The sequence below is a fragment of the Bacillus sp. CR71 genome, from assembly GCF_003429245.1.
In the GTDB taxonomy this organism is placed as follows: Bacteria; Bacillota; Bacilli; order Bacillales; family Bacillaceae_G; genus Bacillus_A; species Bacillus_A thuringiensis_S.
On record NZ_CP031748.1, the window covers coordinates 4,966,197 to 4,981,510 of the forward strand.

Consider the following 15,314-nt stretch of genomic DNA (forward strand, 5'->3'; position numbering starts at 1 on the left):
TCCTCTCCTTCCCTTACGCTCGTTTGAATTGTTGTAAGAAACGTACATCATTTGTATAGAAATGACGAATGTCATCTACGCCGTATTTCAACATTGCGATACGCTCTGCGCCCATACCGAATGCGAAACCTTGATATTCTTTTGAATCATAACCAGCCATTTCAAGTACGTTCGGGTGAACCATACCTGCGCCTAGAATTTCAATCCAGCCAGTTCCTTTACAAGTGCCGCAACCTTTGCCATGACACATCATACAAGAAATATCCATCTCTACAGATGGCTCTGTGAATGGGAAGAAACTTGGACGAAGACGGATTTCACGATCTTCACCGAACATCTTTTTCACGAATACTTGCAGTGTACCTTTTAAGTCACTCATACGAATGTTTTTATCAATTACAAGGCCTTCAATTTGCATGAACTGATGTGAATGCGTCGCATCATCATCATCGCGGCGATACACTTTACCAGGACAAATAATTTTGATTGGGCCTTTTTCTTTATTATTTTCCATCGTACGTGCTTGCACAGAAGATGTATGTGTACGTAGTAACGTTTCTTCTGTAATGTAGAATGTATCTTGCATGTCACGTGCTGGGTGATCTTTCGGTAAGTTTAGTGCTTCGAAGTTGTAGTAGTCTTTTTCTACTTCTGTTCCTTCAGCTACTTCATAACCCATACCGATGAATACATCTTCAATTTGTTCAACAACAGCTGTTAACGGATGGTGACAACCTGTTTCAACAGGACGACCTGGTAATGTAACATCAATTGTTTCCGTAGCTAATTTCGCTTCAATTACTGCTTTTTCTAAGTTGCTAATTTTGTCTTCTAGACGCGTTTGAATCGCTTCACGTACTTCATTCACTAATGCTCCCATACGTGGACGCTCTTCTGCTGATAATTTTCCCATGCCGCGTAATACTTCTGTAATTGGACCTTTTTTTCCTAAATACGCTACGCGTACGTCGTTTAAGCCCTTTAGCTCTTTCGCTTCTTCAATAAGCTCTAACGCTTTTTGCTTTAGCTCTTTTAAACGTGCTTCCATTTTGGAACCCTCCTAATTTTAAAAATAAAAAAACCTCGCTCCCAAAAAGGGACGAGGTAAATTCGCGGTACCACCCTAAATTGACAGAACAAGTCTGCCCACTCATTAGTTATAACGATCAATTCTGACCGGAACGCCTTTACATATACATGGTCCTGGCGTCAACTCCAGAGGTGAATTCACTTCCGTCTACCATAAGAATGCTTTCAGTCTACGGCACTCTCTCCCTATATGGCGATTTTGTAAGCTACTCTTCTCTATCAACGTTTTTCGTTATTTAACTTTTAATATAATGTACTTCAACTTATTATAAGAAGTTTTTTATTTGTTCGCAACTGGGCTTTGTAAATAATACGTTAAAATCCCTGCTGCAACCGCAACATTTAATGATTCTGCCCCGCCGTAAATCGGAATATACAAGTTTTGATCCGTTTTTGTAAGAATTTCTTGGCGTACGCCATTTCCTTCATTTCCAACAATTAATGCAAAACTTCCGGCCGGAGTTACCTCACCATACGGAACTCCATTTTCAAGAGCTGTTCCATATACAGGAACGTTATTTTCTTTTAACTTGTCTACCCATTCTTCTAAGTTCCCTTTTACAATTGGCAAGCGGAAAATAGAACCTTGTGTAGAGCGGAGTACTTTACTATTGTAAACATCAACACAACCTTCTCCAAGCACAACGGCGTGAATACCAGCTGCATCAGCTGTACGAATAATTGTTCCTAAATTACCTGGGTCTTGCAGTCCATCCAATAAAAGGAATTTCCCATCAGTAAGAGCTACTTCTTTCTCATGCTTCTCACAAACAGCAAATACACCTTGCGTCGTTTCTGTTTCACGAAGTATTTTTACAATAGCCTCAGGCACGATATACATTTCTACATCATTAACTGTCCAATCTTTCGGAAGGTCTGTCTGATCTGAAACGATAAGTTCTGTTACAATTCCTGCCTTCAAAGCTTCTTCGACTAAGTGGAATCCTTCTACAAAAAATAAACCTTTTTTATCGCGTTCTTTTTTCGTTTGCAGCTTTTTCCACTGCTTTACACGCGGATTTTGTACTGAATCAATGTTTTTCATAATATGTAGTTCCCTCTCTTCTTGTCTTATCATTATAGCCTATTTTTCATACATATTTACATAAAAAAGAACAAAAACTAACGTCAGTTTCAATTCTGAAGAAGAGGTGAAAACAATGAGTTTTAATTTACGCGGTGCCGTATTAGCGAATGTATCTGGTAATTCACAAGATCAATTACAAGAAACAATTGTCGATGCAATTCAAAGCGGTGAAGAAAAAATGCTTCCAGGTCTTGGCGTCTTATTTGAAGTCATTTGGAAAAACGCTGATGAAAATGAAAAGCACGAAATGTTAGAAACACTAGAGCAAGGATTAAAAAAATAAGCAATTTGAAAATCACCTTCGCATAAGCTAAGGTGATTTTTTTACGAAAAAAATTTTTCTTCTCCTAAACATTTCTACTTTACTAACGAACTATGATGGAGTACAATGTTCAAAATACATTTAAACCGATCGATTTTTCTTCGTATACATCATTAGATAAAAGGAGTGAATGTTTTATGCACCGTATTACGCTTGAACAAGTTTTTAAACATCACATTACACAAAAATACGTAAACCGTTCCGGAATGGTCCACGCGATCGCTGTCGCTTACCATGCGTTTCACTTAGCTAAAAAGCACCACGCCTCAGTCGATGCTGCGACAAAAGCCGGTTTCCTTCATGATATCGGACATCATACGTGGTACACAGGCGGCGAATGGGACTATGACTTATATAAAAAGAATGATATCCATGCAATTAAAGGTGCAGAAAGAGCACATAAATTGCTTATTAGATTGGGAGAACATCCAAAACTAGCAAAAGAAATTTCTATCGCGATTCTTCTGCATACAGATTCTTTCTTAGTGGAACAAGAAATTGAAAGAACATCTCTTCAAAGCATTATTAAATGGGCAGACGAAGCAGATGAAGAACCAGGCGGAGCTCATCATTATAGAACGATTTCTTATGAAAAAGCACTTAAAGCTATTCAGCAATTAGATCGATTGGTAGAGCGTGAATTGCAAATAGAGCAAGCAAAATTGAATAACAAGGCAAAACATAGTTATCAATGAGAAAGAGGCATCACTACAGGGTGATACCTCTTTTATTATTTTACGAAAAATACACCTTTGTATGTAATATTTAAATGTTACATTCAGAAACAAATTAATCTATAATTTAATATACAAATATAAAGAGGTGATTTCACAGATGCAATCCGCTACACAACTTTCTGATGAACAGAAACACTCTATGTCATGGGGACAATTTATTAGCTCCGTTTTATTCGCTTTTTTCGGAACTGGACTCATTACCTTGTTCCTAGCAATAATGCCCTTAACAATTTATACGGCTAGTCTTACAAATAAAAAGCAAATTGCCCTGTATGAATCTATTGCAAACACCGCAAGTATAGGGTTACAACTAGCCATGTTGTTATTCTTTATTTTTAAATTCAAACCTGCGAAAAGATTATTACTGAACTCTTTTAACTTTAAAGCACTGAAAGAATGGCGCACATACGTATATTTACTTCTTTTCTTCGCTATAAACATCATAATCAACTACTTCTTATTAAATTATGTGTTCCAAGACGCAACAAAGCAACAATCTTCCGCACTAAACTTAGACGTTTTTAAGCAATATCAAATACTATTACTTCTCGGATTTGCAATACTCACACCAATTTTTGAAGAACTTATTTTCCGTGGTTTTATACTTCATTTCTTCTCTGAGCGCTTTCCATTTTGGATTGCAGCAGTCTTAACAAGTTTCTTCTTTGGTATCGCTCATACATACTCACTTGGAGTAATGGTAATTACTTTCTTCATGGGATTATTAATGGCTATTTTATGTAAGAAAACAAAATCCATTCTTCCAGCTATGTTATTTCATATTATAAATAATACGTTGGCATTCTTCAGTTAAAAAGAGGTATCATCACGATACCTCTTTTTACTCTTTTATCACAACTTCAAACTCTTCTTCAATTAGCACTTTTTGATAATCCGTATCATTACTACCCATTTCTATCAATTTATACATATTTATTAATAATATCCAAAATGAACCTGATGTAGTAAAATATAACTCATTACATAAAAGGAGATTATATATGTTTAGCTTCCTTTGGATTGTTTATATGCCACTTCTTGTCTTATGCGGATTTTTCGGTGGTATTTTTTTAATTATTACTAGTATTAAACATCGGAAATTATTTGTTGGTTTAGTGGGGGTACTTAGCTTTTCCTTTGTAACGCTACCTTTTGTTTTTTGGAGCATGGGGGTGAATAGCGAGACAATCCTCCCTATTTCAACTACTTTATACTGGATATTGTTTTCTTTAACTGGATTATTAGCAGGGGTAAGGGGATTACAAATGAAAATTAAAAGTATACGCAACATGGGATTCATTATTTTTATTGCGGGACTATTAGGAGTTATTTTCTGGGAACTCATGTCTGCAGGTGATTCATTCTATATCTAATTGCATCTTTTTATAAGAAAACAAAAAAGCAGGAAATTTAATTCCCTGCTTTTCTATTTGGTTTATTGCCTGATTGTAAGAAGAACGATAACACCCAAGCAATACCTGCTAGTATCGTTGCAATTAAGAAGGCATCATTAATACCGTTAATTGCAGATAGCTTTGAAATTTGTCCATATAATAGTTGTGTGCTCATCGCATCTCCTGCTTGAGCTGATCCGGCAATCGCTGCTAAACTTTGCCCCATACCGTGTACTTTATCAACTAAAATTGGGTTTGATGTTGTTAACATGTTGCCGTAATCTGCTACGTGAGCAGTTGTTTGTTGCGTCATAAGTGTGATTAAAATCGCTGTTCCGATTGAACCAGCTACTTGTCTTGACGTATTTTGCGTTGCTGTACCGTGAGAAATTAATTTCATCGGCAGTGCGTTCATACCAGCTGTCATAATTGGCATCATAATAAATGACATACCAATTGAACGTATAATATAATCCGTCATAATAACGCTATACGGTGTATCCATCGATAATTTTGTAAATTCATATGTCGCATACGTCGTAATTGCCAATCCAATTATCGCTAATGGACGAATGCCATATTTATCGAATAATTTACCCGATACTGGTCCCATGATCCCCATAATTAATGATCCTGGAAGAAGTAGTAAACCAGATTCAATTGGCGTAAAGCCACGAATGTTTTGCAGATATACTGGAAGCAATAACATACCCCCGAATAATGCCATCGTAACGATTGCGTTAATTACTAAAGTAAAAGTAAATACTGGATATTTAAATACTTGTAAATCAAGCATTTTATTGTCCGTTGTTAACTCTCTCCAAATAAATAACGCTAAACCAATTACACCGATAACAAGTGAAATAATGACTTCTGCACTAGTCCAACTATTATTTCCAGCTTCACTAAATCCGTACAATAAGCTTCCTAGTCCAATACTTGAACTAACAACACCGAATATATCTAATTTCGTTTTAGACACTGGCTGAGCTAGTGTAAAGAATTTTAAAGATAGGAACGTAATAATTAAACCGATAATAAACATCGCATAGAACATTAAGTTCCAGCTATAGTTTTCAATCACCCAACCTGTTACAGTTGGTCCGATAGCTGGTGCTAAAATCATTGCAACACCTAGTAATCCCATCGCCGCTCCGCGCTTATGAGGCGGGAACAATGTCATAAAGATATTCATACCAACCGGCATTAAAATACCCGCACCAACTGCTTGAATTACGCGGCCTGTCATCATCATTGTAAAGTTTCCTGAAGTAGCGCAAATGATAGATCCTACTGTGAAGAATAACATTGCCGCTACAAATAATTTACGATACGTAAATCGTGAAACTAAAAAGGCACTAATCGGCACTAAAATACCATTTACAAGCATAAACCCTGTAATTAACCATTGCGCCGTTGAAGTTGATACGTTAAATTCATTCATTAACGGAGGCAATGCAACGTTAATGATTGTTTGGTTCAAAATAGAAACGAACATGCCGAGAATTAATACTGTTACAACTGCTTTTACATTTACATCCTCTATAGGCATAGACGTTTGTTTTTTCGGCATTTCTTTTTCTTGTTTTACTTCTTCTTGCTTGCCTGTTTCTAATTCAACTACATTAGAAATTTCGGCTTCTTGCTTTTGTTCACTTTCTTTCTCTACTGCTTCTAGCTTACTTACTTCTATTTTACTTACGGCTGGGACTTGTTCTTCTCCCACGTTCGTTTTTTTCTTTCGTAAAAGACGATTTACAAGGAAGAAGACGATTATACAAAATAGTGCATATCCTACAATTGCAATTGAGGACATCTCATCTCCCCCTTACTTATGAATACGAACTGACACATTCATTCCAGGAACAATATTTACTGATTTGCTATGATCTAATGAAATTTTAACTGGCACTACTTGTGTTACTTTCGTATAGTTCGCTGTTGAATTACTTGATGGTAACATCGAGAATGTATTTGCTGTTGTTAAACCAACTTGTTCTACTTTCCCAGTTAACGTTGTATCTGGGTATGCATCTACATACACGTCTACGTCTTGACCTTTCTGAACATCATCAACATCTGTTTCTTCAATGTTTGCTGTTACCCATAAATTGTTCATATCAAATGCGTAAGCAATCGGGCTACCTGCTCCAACGAAAGCATTTGTTGTTGCGTTTGATTGTACAACCGTTGCATTTTGTGGAATTGTTACATCTACTGTTTGTTCTCCATTAGCTGCTGCTACAGTAACAGCTCCTAATTTATCGTTCTCATTGTAATTTTTTCCAACTTCAGCTTTCCAGTCAGTTAGTTTCCCTGCTACTGGTGAAGCAACCGGAATTACCTTTCCATCGATCTTTGCATTGTCTGTTTTTAAGTAATTTTCCGTTTGGTTGTAATAGTAATAACCGCCAATACCGCCGCCAACTAGTACAATTAATGTGATAATGTTGATAATTACCATTCTTCGAAACTGATTCATTGCATTCCTCTCCTTATATCGCATATAATTTTTTTCTAAACTATTTATGTCCTTATTGTTTAGATTGTTTAATTGTTAATTATATTAACCTTTTAACAAAAAAATCACACCATCTGCAGCGTAAATCGAAACTTATCTACCTGCGAGCGGTGCTGATTTCTGAAGGACTATCGTTTATAATTATAAATAATTATTTTGAATCTACAACCGACAATTTACGTATGAAATGTTGCTTAAACAACAATATAATACCAATATGTTGTTTAAGTATAGAAAATTAAACGAGGAGAAGTAAAATGTCTATTAAAAATACAAATGATCCACGTGTAAAGCGAACGAGACAACTCATTCAGGATGCTTTTGTCGCTTTAGTAGGCGAAAAAGGCTTTGAAAATGTAACTGTGCAACATATCGCAGAACGTGCTCCTGTAAATCGCGCTACATTTTATAGCCATTACCATGATAAATATGACCTATTAGACAAAAGTATTGAAGAAATGTTAGAGAAGCTAGCAGAAGTAATTAAACCGAAAAATAGAAATAAAGAAGATTTTCAACTTACATTCGATTCACCTCATCCTACATTTTTGGCTTTATTCGAACATATCGCAGAAAATGTAAACTTTTATAACGTTATGCTTGGGGATAAAGCTGCCGGAAACTACTCTTATAAAATGATGAAAACGATACAAGTGCATTTAACATTAAGCTTGTCTATTTCCCAACCAGATGACGAAGATCTTATGGTTCCTCGTGATATTTTGATTAGTTATGTGACAGGGGCTCACATCGGAATGATTATGTCATGGTTAAAAAGAGGAATGATATATACCCCGCATTTTATGGCGATGCAATTAACTCGTTTAATTATTTTAGGCGCTCATACTGCAGCAGGATTAGAACGACCTTTTTAAAACATAAAAAAGCGAAGGAAAATCTCCTTCGCTTTTTCTATTAATTAAATGTAATGTTATGTACAGCATCCTTATCAAGACGTTTAATAACTTCTACAATTAACTTTACTGCATTTTCATAATCATCACGGTGTAACATTGCTGCATGAGAATGAATATAGCGCGTTGCAATTGTAATTGCCATAGAAGGAATACCGTTTACAGCAATATGAATCGCACCCGCATCAGTTCCCCCGCCCGCTACTGAATCATATTGGTATGGGATTTGTAATTCGTCAGCAACATCAACTACGAAATCACGTAAACCTGTATGTCCAATAACAGAAGCATCATACAAAATGATTTGTGGTCCATCGCCCATTTTACTTTGCGCTTCTTTTGACGTTACACCCGGTGTATCTCCAGCGATACCAACATCTACTGCGAACGCGATATCTGGTTTAATATAATTCGCAGATGTTTTTGCACCACGAAGACCAACTTCTTCTTGTACAGTTCCAACGCCGTATACAACGTTTGGATGCTTTTCATCTTTTAATTGTTTTAATACGTCAATTGCAATCGCACAACCGATTCGGTTATCCCATGCTTTTGCAAGTAACATTTTTTCATTCTTCATCACTTGGAATTCAAAGTAAGGTACAACTTGATCTCCTGGTCGTACGCCCCACTCCATTGCTTCTTCTTGGCTAGAAGCACCGATATCGATGAACATGTCTTTAATTTCAACTGGCTTTTTACGTGCTTCTGGAGGTAAGATGTGCGGTGGTTTTGAACCAATTACACCTGTTACATCTCCTTTACGCGTTACAATCGTCACGCGCTGTGCAAGCATAACTTGTGACCACCAGCCACCCACCGTTTGGAAGCGTAGGAAACCTTTGTCATCAATTTGCGTAATCATAAAGCCAACTTCATCTAAATGACCTGCAACCATAATTTTCGGGCCGTTTTCTTCCCCTACTTTTTTCGCAACTAAACTTCCTAAATTATCAGTAGAAAGCTCGTCTGCAAATGGCTCGATATATTTCTTCATTACTTCGCGTGGTTCACGCTCGTTACCGGCAATACCACGTGCATCTGTTAATTCTTTTAGCATTGTCAATGTCGCGTCTAATTTTGTCATTGCCAACACCCTCCTTTTTCTTCAGTCAATTCATTATACAATAATTAAATTGAAATATTCAAAAATTAAATTAGTATCCTTGTGTTTGACGCTGATGATTTACTTCATTTTTATCTAAATACGCTTTTTCAATCTCTTCTTGCTCAAATTCAAGCGCTTGTCCAAGTCGAAGATAGCTCGTAAATAATTCAATATAGTTTGTAATAGATGGTTGATCTGTAAAACGAATTACTTTCGCGTATGTGTCTAAGAAAATTTCCACTTGTGTTTTATTCGTTTGTGCACATTTATAGAATAGGAAGTTTTTATCAATCCCTAAATCAATTCCGATTGATAAAATAAAATGCAAACCATCTACGTATTCTTCTAATATTACTCCACGTTCCGAAGCTGGTTTGTTGCTCCAATATTTAAAACAACGTGTTTCATTTGCAAGTTCTCCAATTTCTACAAGAAGAGCTAACATTTTTTCTTTTAACAATTTTTTCGGTTGTAAGTCATGTTCTTTTGCAATACGGTCATCTAATTCTTTTTGTAATTTAAATAGTTGTAGTAAGTCCATTCTATTGTCCTCCTCCAACATCGCATTTTACGCAACAATGTTGTTTCATCTCAAAGTTCATTATTATGTTTCAGTTCTTATGAATAAGTCAGCTATCTACCTCTTTATAAAATAGCTTGTCCTTAATTTACAAATACGTTTCAGTCATCGCTCTTAAATTGTTCATCTGATGAAAGTTCCATATCATCTTTCCATTATAGCAGTGTCGTTTCGGCTAGGAAAGATACTCTTCTTTCCAAAAGAGCAGAATTAAAAAAAGCCAGGAGGATTCTCCTGACTTCACATATATATTCTTCTATACCGCTATAGTTTTTATATTAATTTTGTCATATCGATAACAGCACATCCGTTAATCTTTAGAACTTCAAACTTCTCTCTGAATACAAACAAAAAACCTTAGAAGAAAATTCTTCTAAGGTTTCAACTAATTAATTAGTTAATGTTGTTTTTTGCAACTGTTGCTAATTCAGCGAAAGCTTTTTCGTCATGAACAGCTAAGTCAGCAAGCATCTTGCGGTTAACTTCGATGCCAGCATTTTTAAGACCGTGCATTAAGCGGCTGTAAGAAAGACCATTCATACGAGCTGCTGCGTTGATACGTGTAATCCATAATTTACGGAAGTCACGTTTCTTTTGACGGCGGTCACGGAATGCATACATTAGAGATTTCATAACCTGTTGGTTAGCAACCTTGAATAATGTATTTTTTGAACCGTAGTAACCTTTTGCTAATTTTATAACTTTTTTACGACGTTGACGAGTAACTGTACCACCTTTTACTCTTGGCATAATATTACCTCCTAATTGTTCTATATATCAGCCGAACTTATTTTAAGTTGTCAAGCATTTGACGAATGCGTTTGAAGTCACCAGCGCTTACTACACCAGCTTTACGTAGTTTACGTTTAGCTTTTGTAGATTTGTTAGCGAATAAATGGCTTGTGTAAGCGTGAGAACGTTTCAGTTTACCTGATCCAGTCTTTTTGAAACGCTTTGCAGCGCCGCGATGAGTTTTTTGTTTAGGCATAGGTATTTCCTCCTCTATCTATTACTTATCGTTTTTCGGTGCTAAAACTAAGAACATACTGCGTCCTTCCATTTTAGGCTTAGATTCAACTGTACTAACTTCAGCACAAGCTTCTGAGAAGCGATCTAAAACACGTTGACCGATTTCTTTATGAGTAATGGCACGTCCTTTAAAGCGAATTGACGCTTTAACCTTGTCGCCTTTCTCTAAAAACTTGATAGCATTACGAAGTTTTGTGTTAAAGTCGTGTTCATCAATTGTTGGACTTAAACGAACTTCTTTCATGCTAATTACTTTTTGATTTTTGCGCTGCTCTTTTTCTTTCTTCTGTTGCTCAAAGCGGAATTTACCGTAGTCCATAATGCGGCATACTGGCGGTTTCGCATTTGGAGCAACTAATACTAAATCAAGATTAAGATTTGCAGCTAAGTCTAAAGCGTCATTACGAGACTTGATTCCAAGTTGATCGCCATTTGCGCCAACTAAACGTACTTCACGTGCACGAATTTGCTCGTTAATCATCATATCCTTGCTAATAGTAAGCCACCTCCAAGGTTTTCTCAGAACATATTTTGTAGTCATAGAACCCGACAAAAAAAGTGCGGGCATACGACACCCACACTTGTAAAATCTTAAGTAAGAAATACATTTACCTGCTAACTGCGAATGCGTCCATCAGGTGAGAAGCGGGTGCTTCTACTTGTTCCACAAAACAATATTCTATTATCCTTGATGAGTTTATCATAGGACATGACGTCTGTCAAGAAGACGCGATGTGTTTTACTAACAACAAGAAATATTGTAACAAACAACTAACATACTTGCAATACTTTTTTACGATAAGTGTTACATGGGTATTTTTTCTAATTCCCCTCAAGTATATTACATAAAAAAGCCGCGGTATACCGCGGCTTTTTCTTATCGTTTTCCTTCTACTTTAATCATGTCAACAAAAGCATCTAATGCGATTGTTTCTGATTTTTGTTCACCATATTTACGTACGTTTACGCCGTTTTCAGTTACTTCATTGTCACCTACTACAAGCATGTACGGAATTTTTTGCATTTGTGCTTCACGGATTTTGTAACCAATCTTCTCTTCACGAGTGTCTAATTCAACACGGATACCAGCACGACGCAATTCGTCTTGTACTTTCTTCGCATAGTCTAAATGTACTTGCGGAGAAACTGGAATTACTTGTACTTGAACTGGAGCTAACCAAGTTGGGAATGCACCTTTGTATTCTTCAATTAAGAAGGCTACGAAGCGTTCCATAGTTGATACAACACCACGGTGAATTACAACTGGACGATGTTGCTTACCGTCTTCACCAACATAAGTTAATTCAAAGCGTTCTGGAAGTAAGAAGTCTAATTGTACAGTTGAAAGTGTTTCGTCTTTTCCAAGAGCAGTACGAACTTGAACATCCAGTTTTGGACCGTAGAATGCCGCTTCACCTTCAGCTTCATAGTAATCAAGACCCATTTCATCCATAGCTTCTTTTAACATACCTTGTGCTTTTTCCCACATCTCATCATCCGCATAATACTTTTTAGTATCTGCTGGGTCGCGATAAGATAGACGGAATGAGTAGTTCTCTAAACCGAAATCTTTGTACACTTCTAGAGTTAAGTTTACAACACGTTTTAACTCTTCTTTAATTTGATCTGGACGAACGAAAATGTGCGCATCGTTTAAAGTCATTCCGCGTACACGTTGTAATCCAGATAACGCACCTGACATTTCATAACGATGCATTGTTCCAAGTTCCGCAATACGGATTGGTAATTCACGGTAGCTGTGAATATCATTTTTATAAACCATCATATGGTGAGGACAGTTCATTGGACGAAGAACTAATTCTTCATTATCCATTTCCATTGATGGGAACATGCCATCACGGTAGTGGTTCCAGTGACCAGAAGTTTCATATAACTCTCTGCTTCCTAATACTGGAGTGTATACGTGATCATAACCTAAGCTTGCTTCTTTATCAACGATGTAACGCTCGATAATACGACGAATTGTTGCACCTTTTGGTAACCAAAGTGGTAAACCTTGTCCTACTTTTTGGCTATTAGTAAATAGTTTTAATTCTTTACCTAATTTACGGTGATCGCGCTCTTTCGCTTCTTCAAGCATACGTAAGTGCTCATCTAGTTCTGCTTTCTTAACGAATGCAGTACCGTAAATACGTTGTAACATTTTATTATTGCTATCGCCGCGCCAGTAAGCACCTGCAACGCTTAATAATTTAAACACTTTAATTTTCCCTGTAGATGGAAGGTGAACACCACGGCAAAGGTCGAAGAATTCGCCTTGCTCATAGATTGAAATAACTGCATCTTCTGGAAGGTCGTTAATTAAATCTAATTTTAACTCATCGCCAATTTCTTCAAAGCGACGAAGTGCTTCTGCACGTGGTACTTCATGACGAACGATTTCTAAGTTCTCGTTCACGATTTTTTGCATTTCTTTTTCGATTTTCTTGAAGTCTTCAACTGTAATTGCTTCTTCCATATCGATATCGTAATAGAAGCCATTTTCAATTACTGGGCCAATGCCAAGCTCAAGCTTAACATCTTTATATAAACGTTTTAACGCTTGTGCTAAAAGGTGGGCTGTTGAATGGCGTAAAATATATAAGCCATCTTCAGAATCTAATGTAATAATAGAAACTGCACCATCTTCTTCGATTGGTGTAACAAGATCGATCATCTCATCGTTTAATTTTCCAGCTACAGCTTTTTTCTTTAAGCCTGGGCTAATAGAAGCTGCGATTTCTTCAGTTGTTACGCCTTTTGGAAACTCCTTCACAGCTCCATCAGGGAAAGTAATTTTAACTACATCTGCCATCACTGGTCACTCCTCTTTTTCTCAAAATAAAAAACACTCATCCCATAAAAAGGGACGAGTGTTGAATTCGTGGTTCCACCCTTGTTCCAATTAACATGATCGTTAATTGCTCAAGTTCAACATAACGGTGTTGTCCGTTAGCAATTACTAAAAGAATCGTTCACTGCTAAAGTTTAGAGGTGGTAAGTAATAATCCCGTACTAGGAAGCTCACACCCTAAGGCTTCCCTCTCTGAAAATCGTAGAAAACTACTCATGTCCTCATCATGACATTTCGATATATTTCATTTATGTAGGTAATTATATGCTCAAAAACTTAGAAAATCAAGGGCGTTACCTTTATTTTTTAAATTTTTCACATTGCGCTCAAAATCATGTAATCCATGTAATTGGACCCGTTCTTGAAACACATTTCGCAAAGTAATAATCATATTATGGTCTTGTTCCTTCGTATATAAATAAATCTTTTTTGGCGAAATAGAAAGAAGCGGCGCAATTACTTTTGTATCAATATATACATCATTTTGCTTTAATAATTCTTCATCTATATATTGGACCAACTTCTCCTGTTTTAAACGTCTACCTTTATCATCATAAAAGATAAAGCTTTCATCAAAAATAAGATGCACACAGGACAAGCGTGATTTACGGCTACTCACTTGTTGCCGAAGCGTTTCAATGAACATTTGGTATTCTTGCTCCATCTTATACTCATCAATTGCCACTTCCGCAAGTTTAGCCACCATTTCCCTATATGTACGAAGACGAAAACGGATATATGATGAAAACGAGAATGAGAGCGGATCACAAAGCCAATTATTTAAAGAAGACTTAATATATGACTCAAATGCGTTACGAGTTAAATCCTGAGCTACACCTTTTCTTCTTCCCTTTAAAATCTCATATGCCATGTGCAATATTTGATGACACTCTTCTTGTTCTTCATAAAAAAACTTTTCTTTTAAGATCGTATAAATCCACTCATTTTGTTTCACATTCACAATGAAATACACCATTACTGGCAATAAGATCTTTTCAATATAATTCGATTCATGTACTGGTATGTGAATCACCACTTTTTGCTCCTGTAAATACACACTCGTTTCCTTATATAACACTTCCGCTCTTTTCAGCAATTGTCTATATACGTGCATAGCATCATTTTTTTCTTCGAAGCAAATTTCAATCACTTTTGTCCCCCCTTTTATCCCTGCTCTAAAGGACTGTATCTATACGTTACAAATCCTATAAGAGTCCTTTCCGCGTGAAGTTCACTCTTAGTAGAATTACATTTCCTATCGTTAGAAAATCCACTCAATCTGGCTTGCTAATTTTATATATATTAAGGGAGGGAGAAAAAAATGATACAAGCTACTATGAATTTTTTATTGTATACTTTATTTATCACTAAAAGGGGGTATGTGAATGTTCGAATATAAATTCGTAAAAGTCGAATTCCATTGGGGGCTCACTCGCTCAAAACTAGCTGAAGACTACCAAGAAATTATTCAAGAACATGCTAGAGATGACTGGAGGTTCGTACAGATTGTCGCCCCTACGATTGGCAGTTCTGGACAACCTGAATATTTCGACCTCATATTTGAAAAGAAAATATCACTATAATACAAAAGAGCAAGCTTCTTGAAGTGACCCCTAAAAGTTAGACACGGTTATTTGATTAGGCAGCTTGATAAAAGTGAGTCCGGTATTGTACCGGGC

17 protein-coding genes and 3 other annotated features are annotated in these 15,314 nt (G+C 36.5%); of the genes, 6 read left to right on the forward strand and 11 right to left on the reverse strand.

What is annotated here, in order from left to right; all coding sequences use genetic code 11:
• Positions 1-13: 13 nt before the first annotated feature.
• Together pheS and DOS87_RS24980 are read right to left on the reverse strand one after the other, a co-directional pair.
• Positions 14-1,048, reverse strand: coding sequence for a phenylalanine--tRNA ligase subunit alpha (pheS, locus tag DOS87_RS24975; protein WP_000388222.1), 1,035 nt, complete (start codon positions 1,046-1,048; stop codon positions 14-16).
• A gap of 44 nt (positions 1,049-1,092) precedes the next feature.
• Positions 1,093-1,321, reverse strand: a binding site (T-box leader).
• Between the two features lie 48 nt (positions 1,322-1,369).
• Positions 1,370-2,167 (reverse strand): TrmH family RNA methyltransferase, encoded by a 798-nt coding sequence (locus tag DOS87_RS24980; RefSeq protein WP_003309975.1) that lies wholly within the window; start codon positions 2,165-2,167, stop codon positions 1,370-1,372.
• A gap of 82 nt (positions 2,168-2,249) precedes the next feature.
• On the opposite strand from DOS87_RS24980, the gene sspI reads away from it, so the two are divergent.
• The 4 genes from sspI to DOS87_RS25000 all read left to right on the forward strand — a co-directional run bounded on the left by sspI (position 2,250) and on the right by DOS87_RS25000 (position 4,608).
• Positions 2,250-2,459, forward strand: coding sequence for a small acid-soluble spore protein SspI (sspI, locus tag DOS87_RS24985; protein WP_000009509.1), 210 nt, complete (start codon positions 2,250-2,252; stop codon positions 2,457-2,459).
• 176 nt (positions 2,460-2,635) lie between these two features.
• Positions 2,636-3,193, forward strand: a complete 558-nt coding sequence (locus DOS87_RS24990) for an HD domain-containing protein (protein ID WP_000554806.1) — start codon at positions 2,636-2,638, stop codon at positions 3,191-3,193.
• 139 nt (positions 3,194-3,332) lie between these two features.
• Positions 3,333-4,049 (forward strand): CPBP family intramembrane glutamic endopeptidase, encoded by a 717-nt coding sequence (locus DOS87_RS24995; protein ID WP_001190242.1) that lies wholly within the window; start codon positions 3,333-3,335, stop codon positions 4,047-4,049.
• Positions 4,050-4,236: 187 nt separating this feature from the next.
• Positions 4,237-4,608 (forward strand): DNA-binding protein, encoded by a 372-nt coding sequence (locus DOS87_RS25000; protein WP_098578092.1) that lies wholly within the window; start codon positions 4,237-4,239, stop codon positions 4,606-4,608.
• A gap of 37 nt (positions 4,609-4,645) precedes the next feature.
• Here DOS87_RS25000 and DOS87_RS25005 read toward each other — a convergent pair whose 3' ends face one another.
• Positions 4,646-6,445 (reverse strand): DHA2 family efflux MFS transporter permease subunit, encoded by a 1,800-nt coding sequence (locus DOS87_RS25005; protein ID WP_208730136.1) that lies wholly within the window; start codon positions 6,443-6,445, stop codon positions 4,646-4,648.
• A gap of 12 nt (positions 6,446-6,457) precedes the next feature.
• Positions 6,458-7,111, reverse strand: a complete 654-nt coding sequence (locus tag DOS87_RS25010; RefSeq protein ID WP_001071417.1) for an HlyD family secretion protein — start codon at positions 7,109-7,111, stop codon at positions 6,458-6,460.
• A gap of 296 nt (positions 7,112-7,407) precedes the next feature.
• Between DOS87_RS25010 and DOS87_RS25015 the strand changes: the two genes are divergently transcribed.
• Positions 7,408-8,025 (forward strand): TetR/AcrR family transcriptional regulator, encoded by a 618-nt coding sequence (locus DOS87_RS25015; RefSeq protein WP_000023661.1) that lies wholly within the window; start codon positions 7,408-7,410, stop codon positions 8,023-8,025.
• 40 nt (positions 8,026-8,065) lie between these two features.
• Here DOS87_RS25015 and DOS87_RS25020 read toward each other — a convergent pair whose 3' ends face one another.
• From DOS87_RS25020 to ytxC, 7 genes are all read right to left on the reverse strand, one after another.
• Complete coding sequence (locus DOS87_RS25020) at positions 8,066-9,151, reverse strand: M42 family metallopeptidase (protein ID WP_000163554.1); 1,086 nt, start codon at positions 9,149-9,151, stop codon at positions 8,066-8,068.
• A gap of 70 nt (positions 9,152-9,221) precedes the next feature.
• Positions 9,222-9,713 (reverse strand): dUTP diphosphatase, encoded by a 492-nt coding sequence (locus DOS87_RS25025; RefSeq protein ID WP_000365052.1) that lies wholly within the window; start codon positions 9,711-9,713, stop codon positions 9,222-9,224.
• 432 nt (positions 9,714-10,145) lie between these two features.
• The gene (gene rplT / locus DOS87_RS25030) at positions 10,146-10,502 is read right to left on the reverse strand and encodes a 50S ribosomal protein L20 (RefSeq protein WP_001138362.1); all 357 of its coding nucleotides are present in this window, start codon (positions 10,500-10,502) and stop codon (positions 10,146-10,148) included.
• Between the two features lie 37 nt (positions 10,503-10,539).
• Complete coding sequence (gene rpmI, locus DOS87_RS25035; RefSeq protein WP_001125945.1) at positions 10,540-10,740, reverse strand: 50S ribosomal protein L35; 201 nt, start codon at positions 10,738-10,740, stop codon at positions 10,540-10,542.
• 21 nt (positions 10,741-10,761) lie between these two features.
• On the reverse strand, positions 10,762-11,265 hold the full coding sequence (infC, locus tag DOS87_RS25040) for a translation initiation factor IF-3 (RefSeq protein ID WP_000973215.1): 504 nt from the start codon (positions 11,263-11,265) through the stop codon (positions 10,762-10,764).
• Positions 11,266-11,327: 62 nt separating this feature from the next.
• Positions 11,328-11,448, reverse strand: a sequence feature (ribosomal protein L20 leader region).
• A gap of 210 nt (positions 11,449-11,658) precedes the next feature.
• Positions 11,659-13,596: a threonine--tRNA ligase gene (thrS, locus tag DOS87_RS25045; RefSeq protein WP_000786077.1), complete on the reverse strand. Its 1,938-nt coding sequence runs from the start codon at positions 13,594-13,596 to the stop codon at positions 11,659-11,661.
• 47 nt (positions 13,597-13,643) lie between these two features.
• Positions 13,644-13,872 (reverse strand) — a binding site (T-box leader).
• A 31-nt stretch (positions 13,873-13,903) separates the two neighbouring features.
• Positions 13,904-14,785 carry a putative sporulation protein YtxC gene (ytxC, locus tag DOS87_RS25050; RefSeq protein WP_098578093.1) on the reverse strand — a complete coding sequence of 294 codons (882 nt, stop codon included), beginning with the start codon at positions 14,783-14,785 and terminating at the stop codon, positions 13,904-13,906.
• Between the two features lie 235 nt (positions 14,786-15,020).
• On the opposite strand from ytxC, the gene DOS87_RS25055 reads away from it, so the two are divergent.
• Positions 15,021-15,218, forward strand: a complete 198-nt coding sequence (locus DOS87_RS25055) for a DUF4177 domain-containing protein (RefSeq protein WP_000464454.1) — start codon at positions 15,021-15,023, stop codon at positions 15,216-15,218.
• Positions 15,219-15,314: the final 96 nt, after the last annotated feature.

Coding starts and splice junctions, on each gene's coding strand:
- DOS87_RS24990 (WP_000554806.1), top strand. CDS start 2,636: ATGCACCGTATTACGCTTGAACAAGTTTTTAAACATCACATTACACAA.
- pheS (WP_000388222.1), bottom strand. CDS start 1,048: ATGGAAGCACGTTTAAAAGAGCTAAAGCAAAAAGCGTTAGAGCTTATT.
- DOS87_RS24995 (WP_001190242.1), top strand. CDS start 3,333: ATGCAATCCGCTACACAACTTTCTGATGAACAGAAACACTCTATGTCA.
- DOS87_RS24980 (WP_003309975.1), bottom strand. CDS start 2,167: ATGATAAGACAAGAAGAGAGGGAACTACATATTATGAAAAACATTGAT.
- infC (WP_000973215.1), bottom strand. CDS start 11,265: ATGATGATTAACGAGCAAATTCGTGCACGTGAAGTACGTTTAGTTGGC.
- rplT (WP_001138362.1), bottom strand. CDS start 10,502: ATGCCAAGAGTAAAAGGTGGTACAGTTACTCGTCAACGTCGTAAAAAA.
- DOS87_RS25010 (WP_001071417.1), bottom strand. CDS start 7,111: ATGAATCAGTTTCGAAGAATGGTAATTATCAACATTATCACATTAATT.
- DOS87_RS25015 (WP_000023661.1), top strand. CDS start 7,408: ATGTCTATTAAAAATACAAATGATCCACGTGTAAAGCGAACGAGACAA.
- thrS (WP_000786077.1), bottom strand. CDS start 13,596: ATGGCAGATGTAGTTAAAATTACTTTCCCTGATGGAGCTGTGAAGGAG.
- DOS87_RS25005 (WP_208730136.1), bottom strand. CDS start 6,445: ATGTCCTCAATTGCAATTGTAGGATATGCACTATTTTGTATAATCGTC.
- DOS87_RS25000 (WP_098578092.1), top strand. CDS start 4,237: ATGTTTAGCTTCCTTTGGATTGTTTATATGCCACTTCTTGTCTTATGC.
- sspI (WP_000009509.1), top strand. CDS start 2,250: ATGAGTTTTAATTTACGCGGTGCCGTATTAGCGAATGTATCTGGTAAT.
- rpmI (WP_001125945.1), bottom strand. CDS start 10,740: ATGCCTAAACAAAAAACTCATCGCGGCGCTGCAAAGCGTTTCAAAAAG.
- DOS87_RS25055 (WP_000464454.1), top strand. CDS start 15,021: ATGTTCGAATATAAATTCGTAAAAGTCGAATTCCATTGGGGGCTCACT.
- DOS87_RS25025 (WP_000365052.1), bottom strand. CDS start 9,713: ATGGACTTACTACAACTATTTAAATTACAAAAAGAATTAGATGACCGT.
- DOS87_RS25020 (WP_000163554.1), bottom strand. CDS start 9,151: ATGACAAAATTAGACGCGACATTGACAATGCTAAAAGAATTAACAGAT.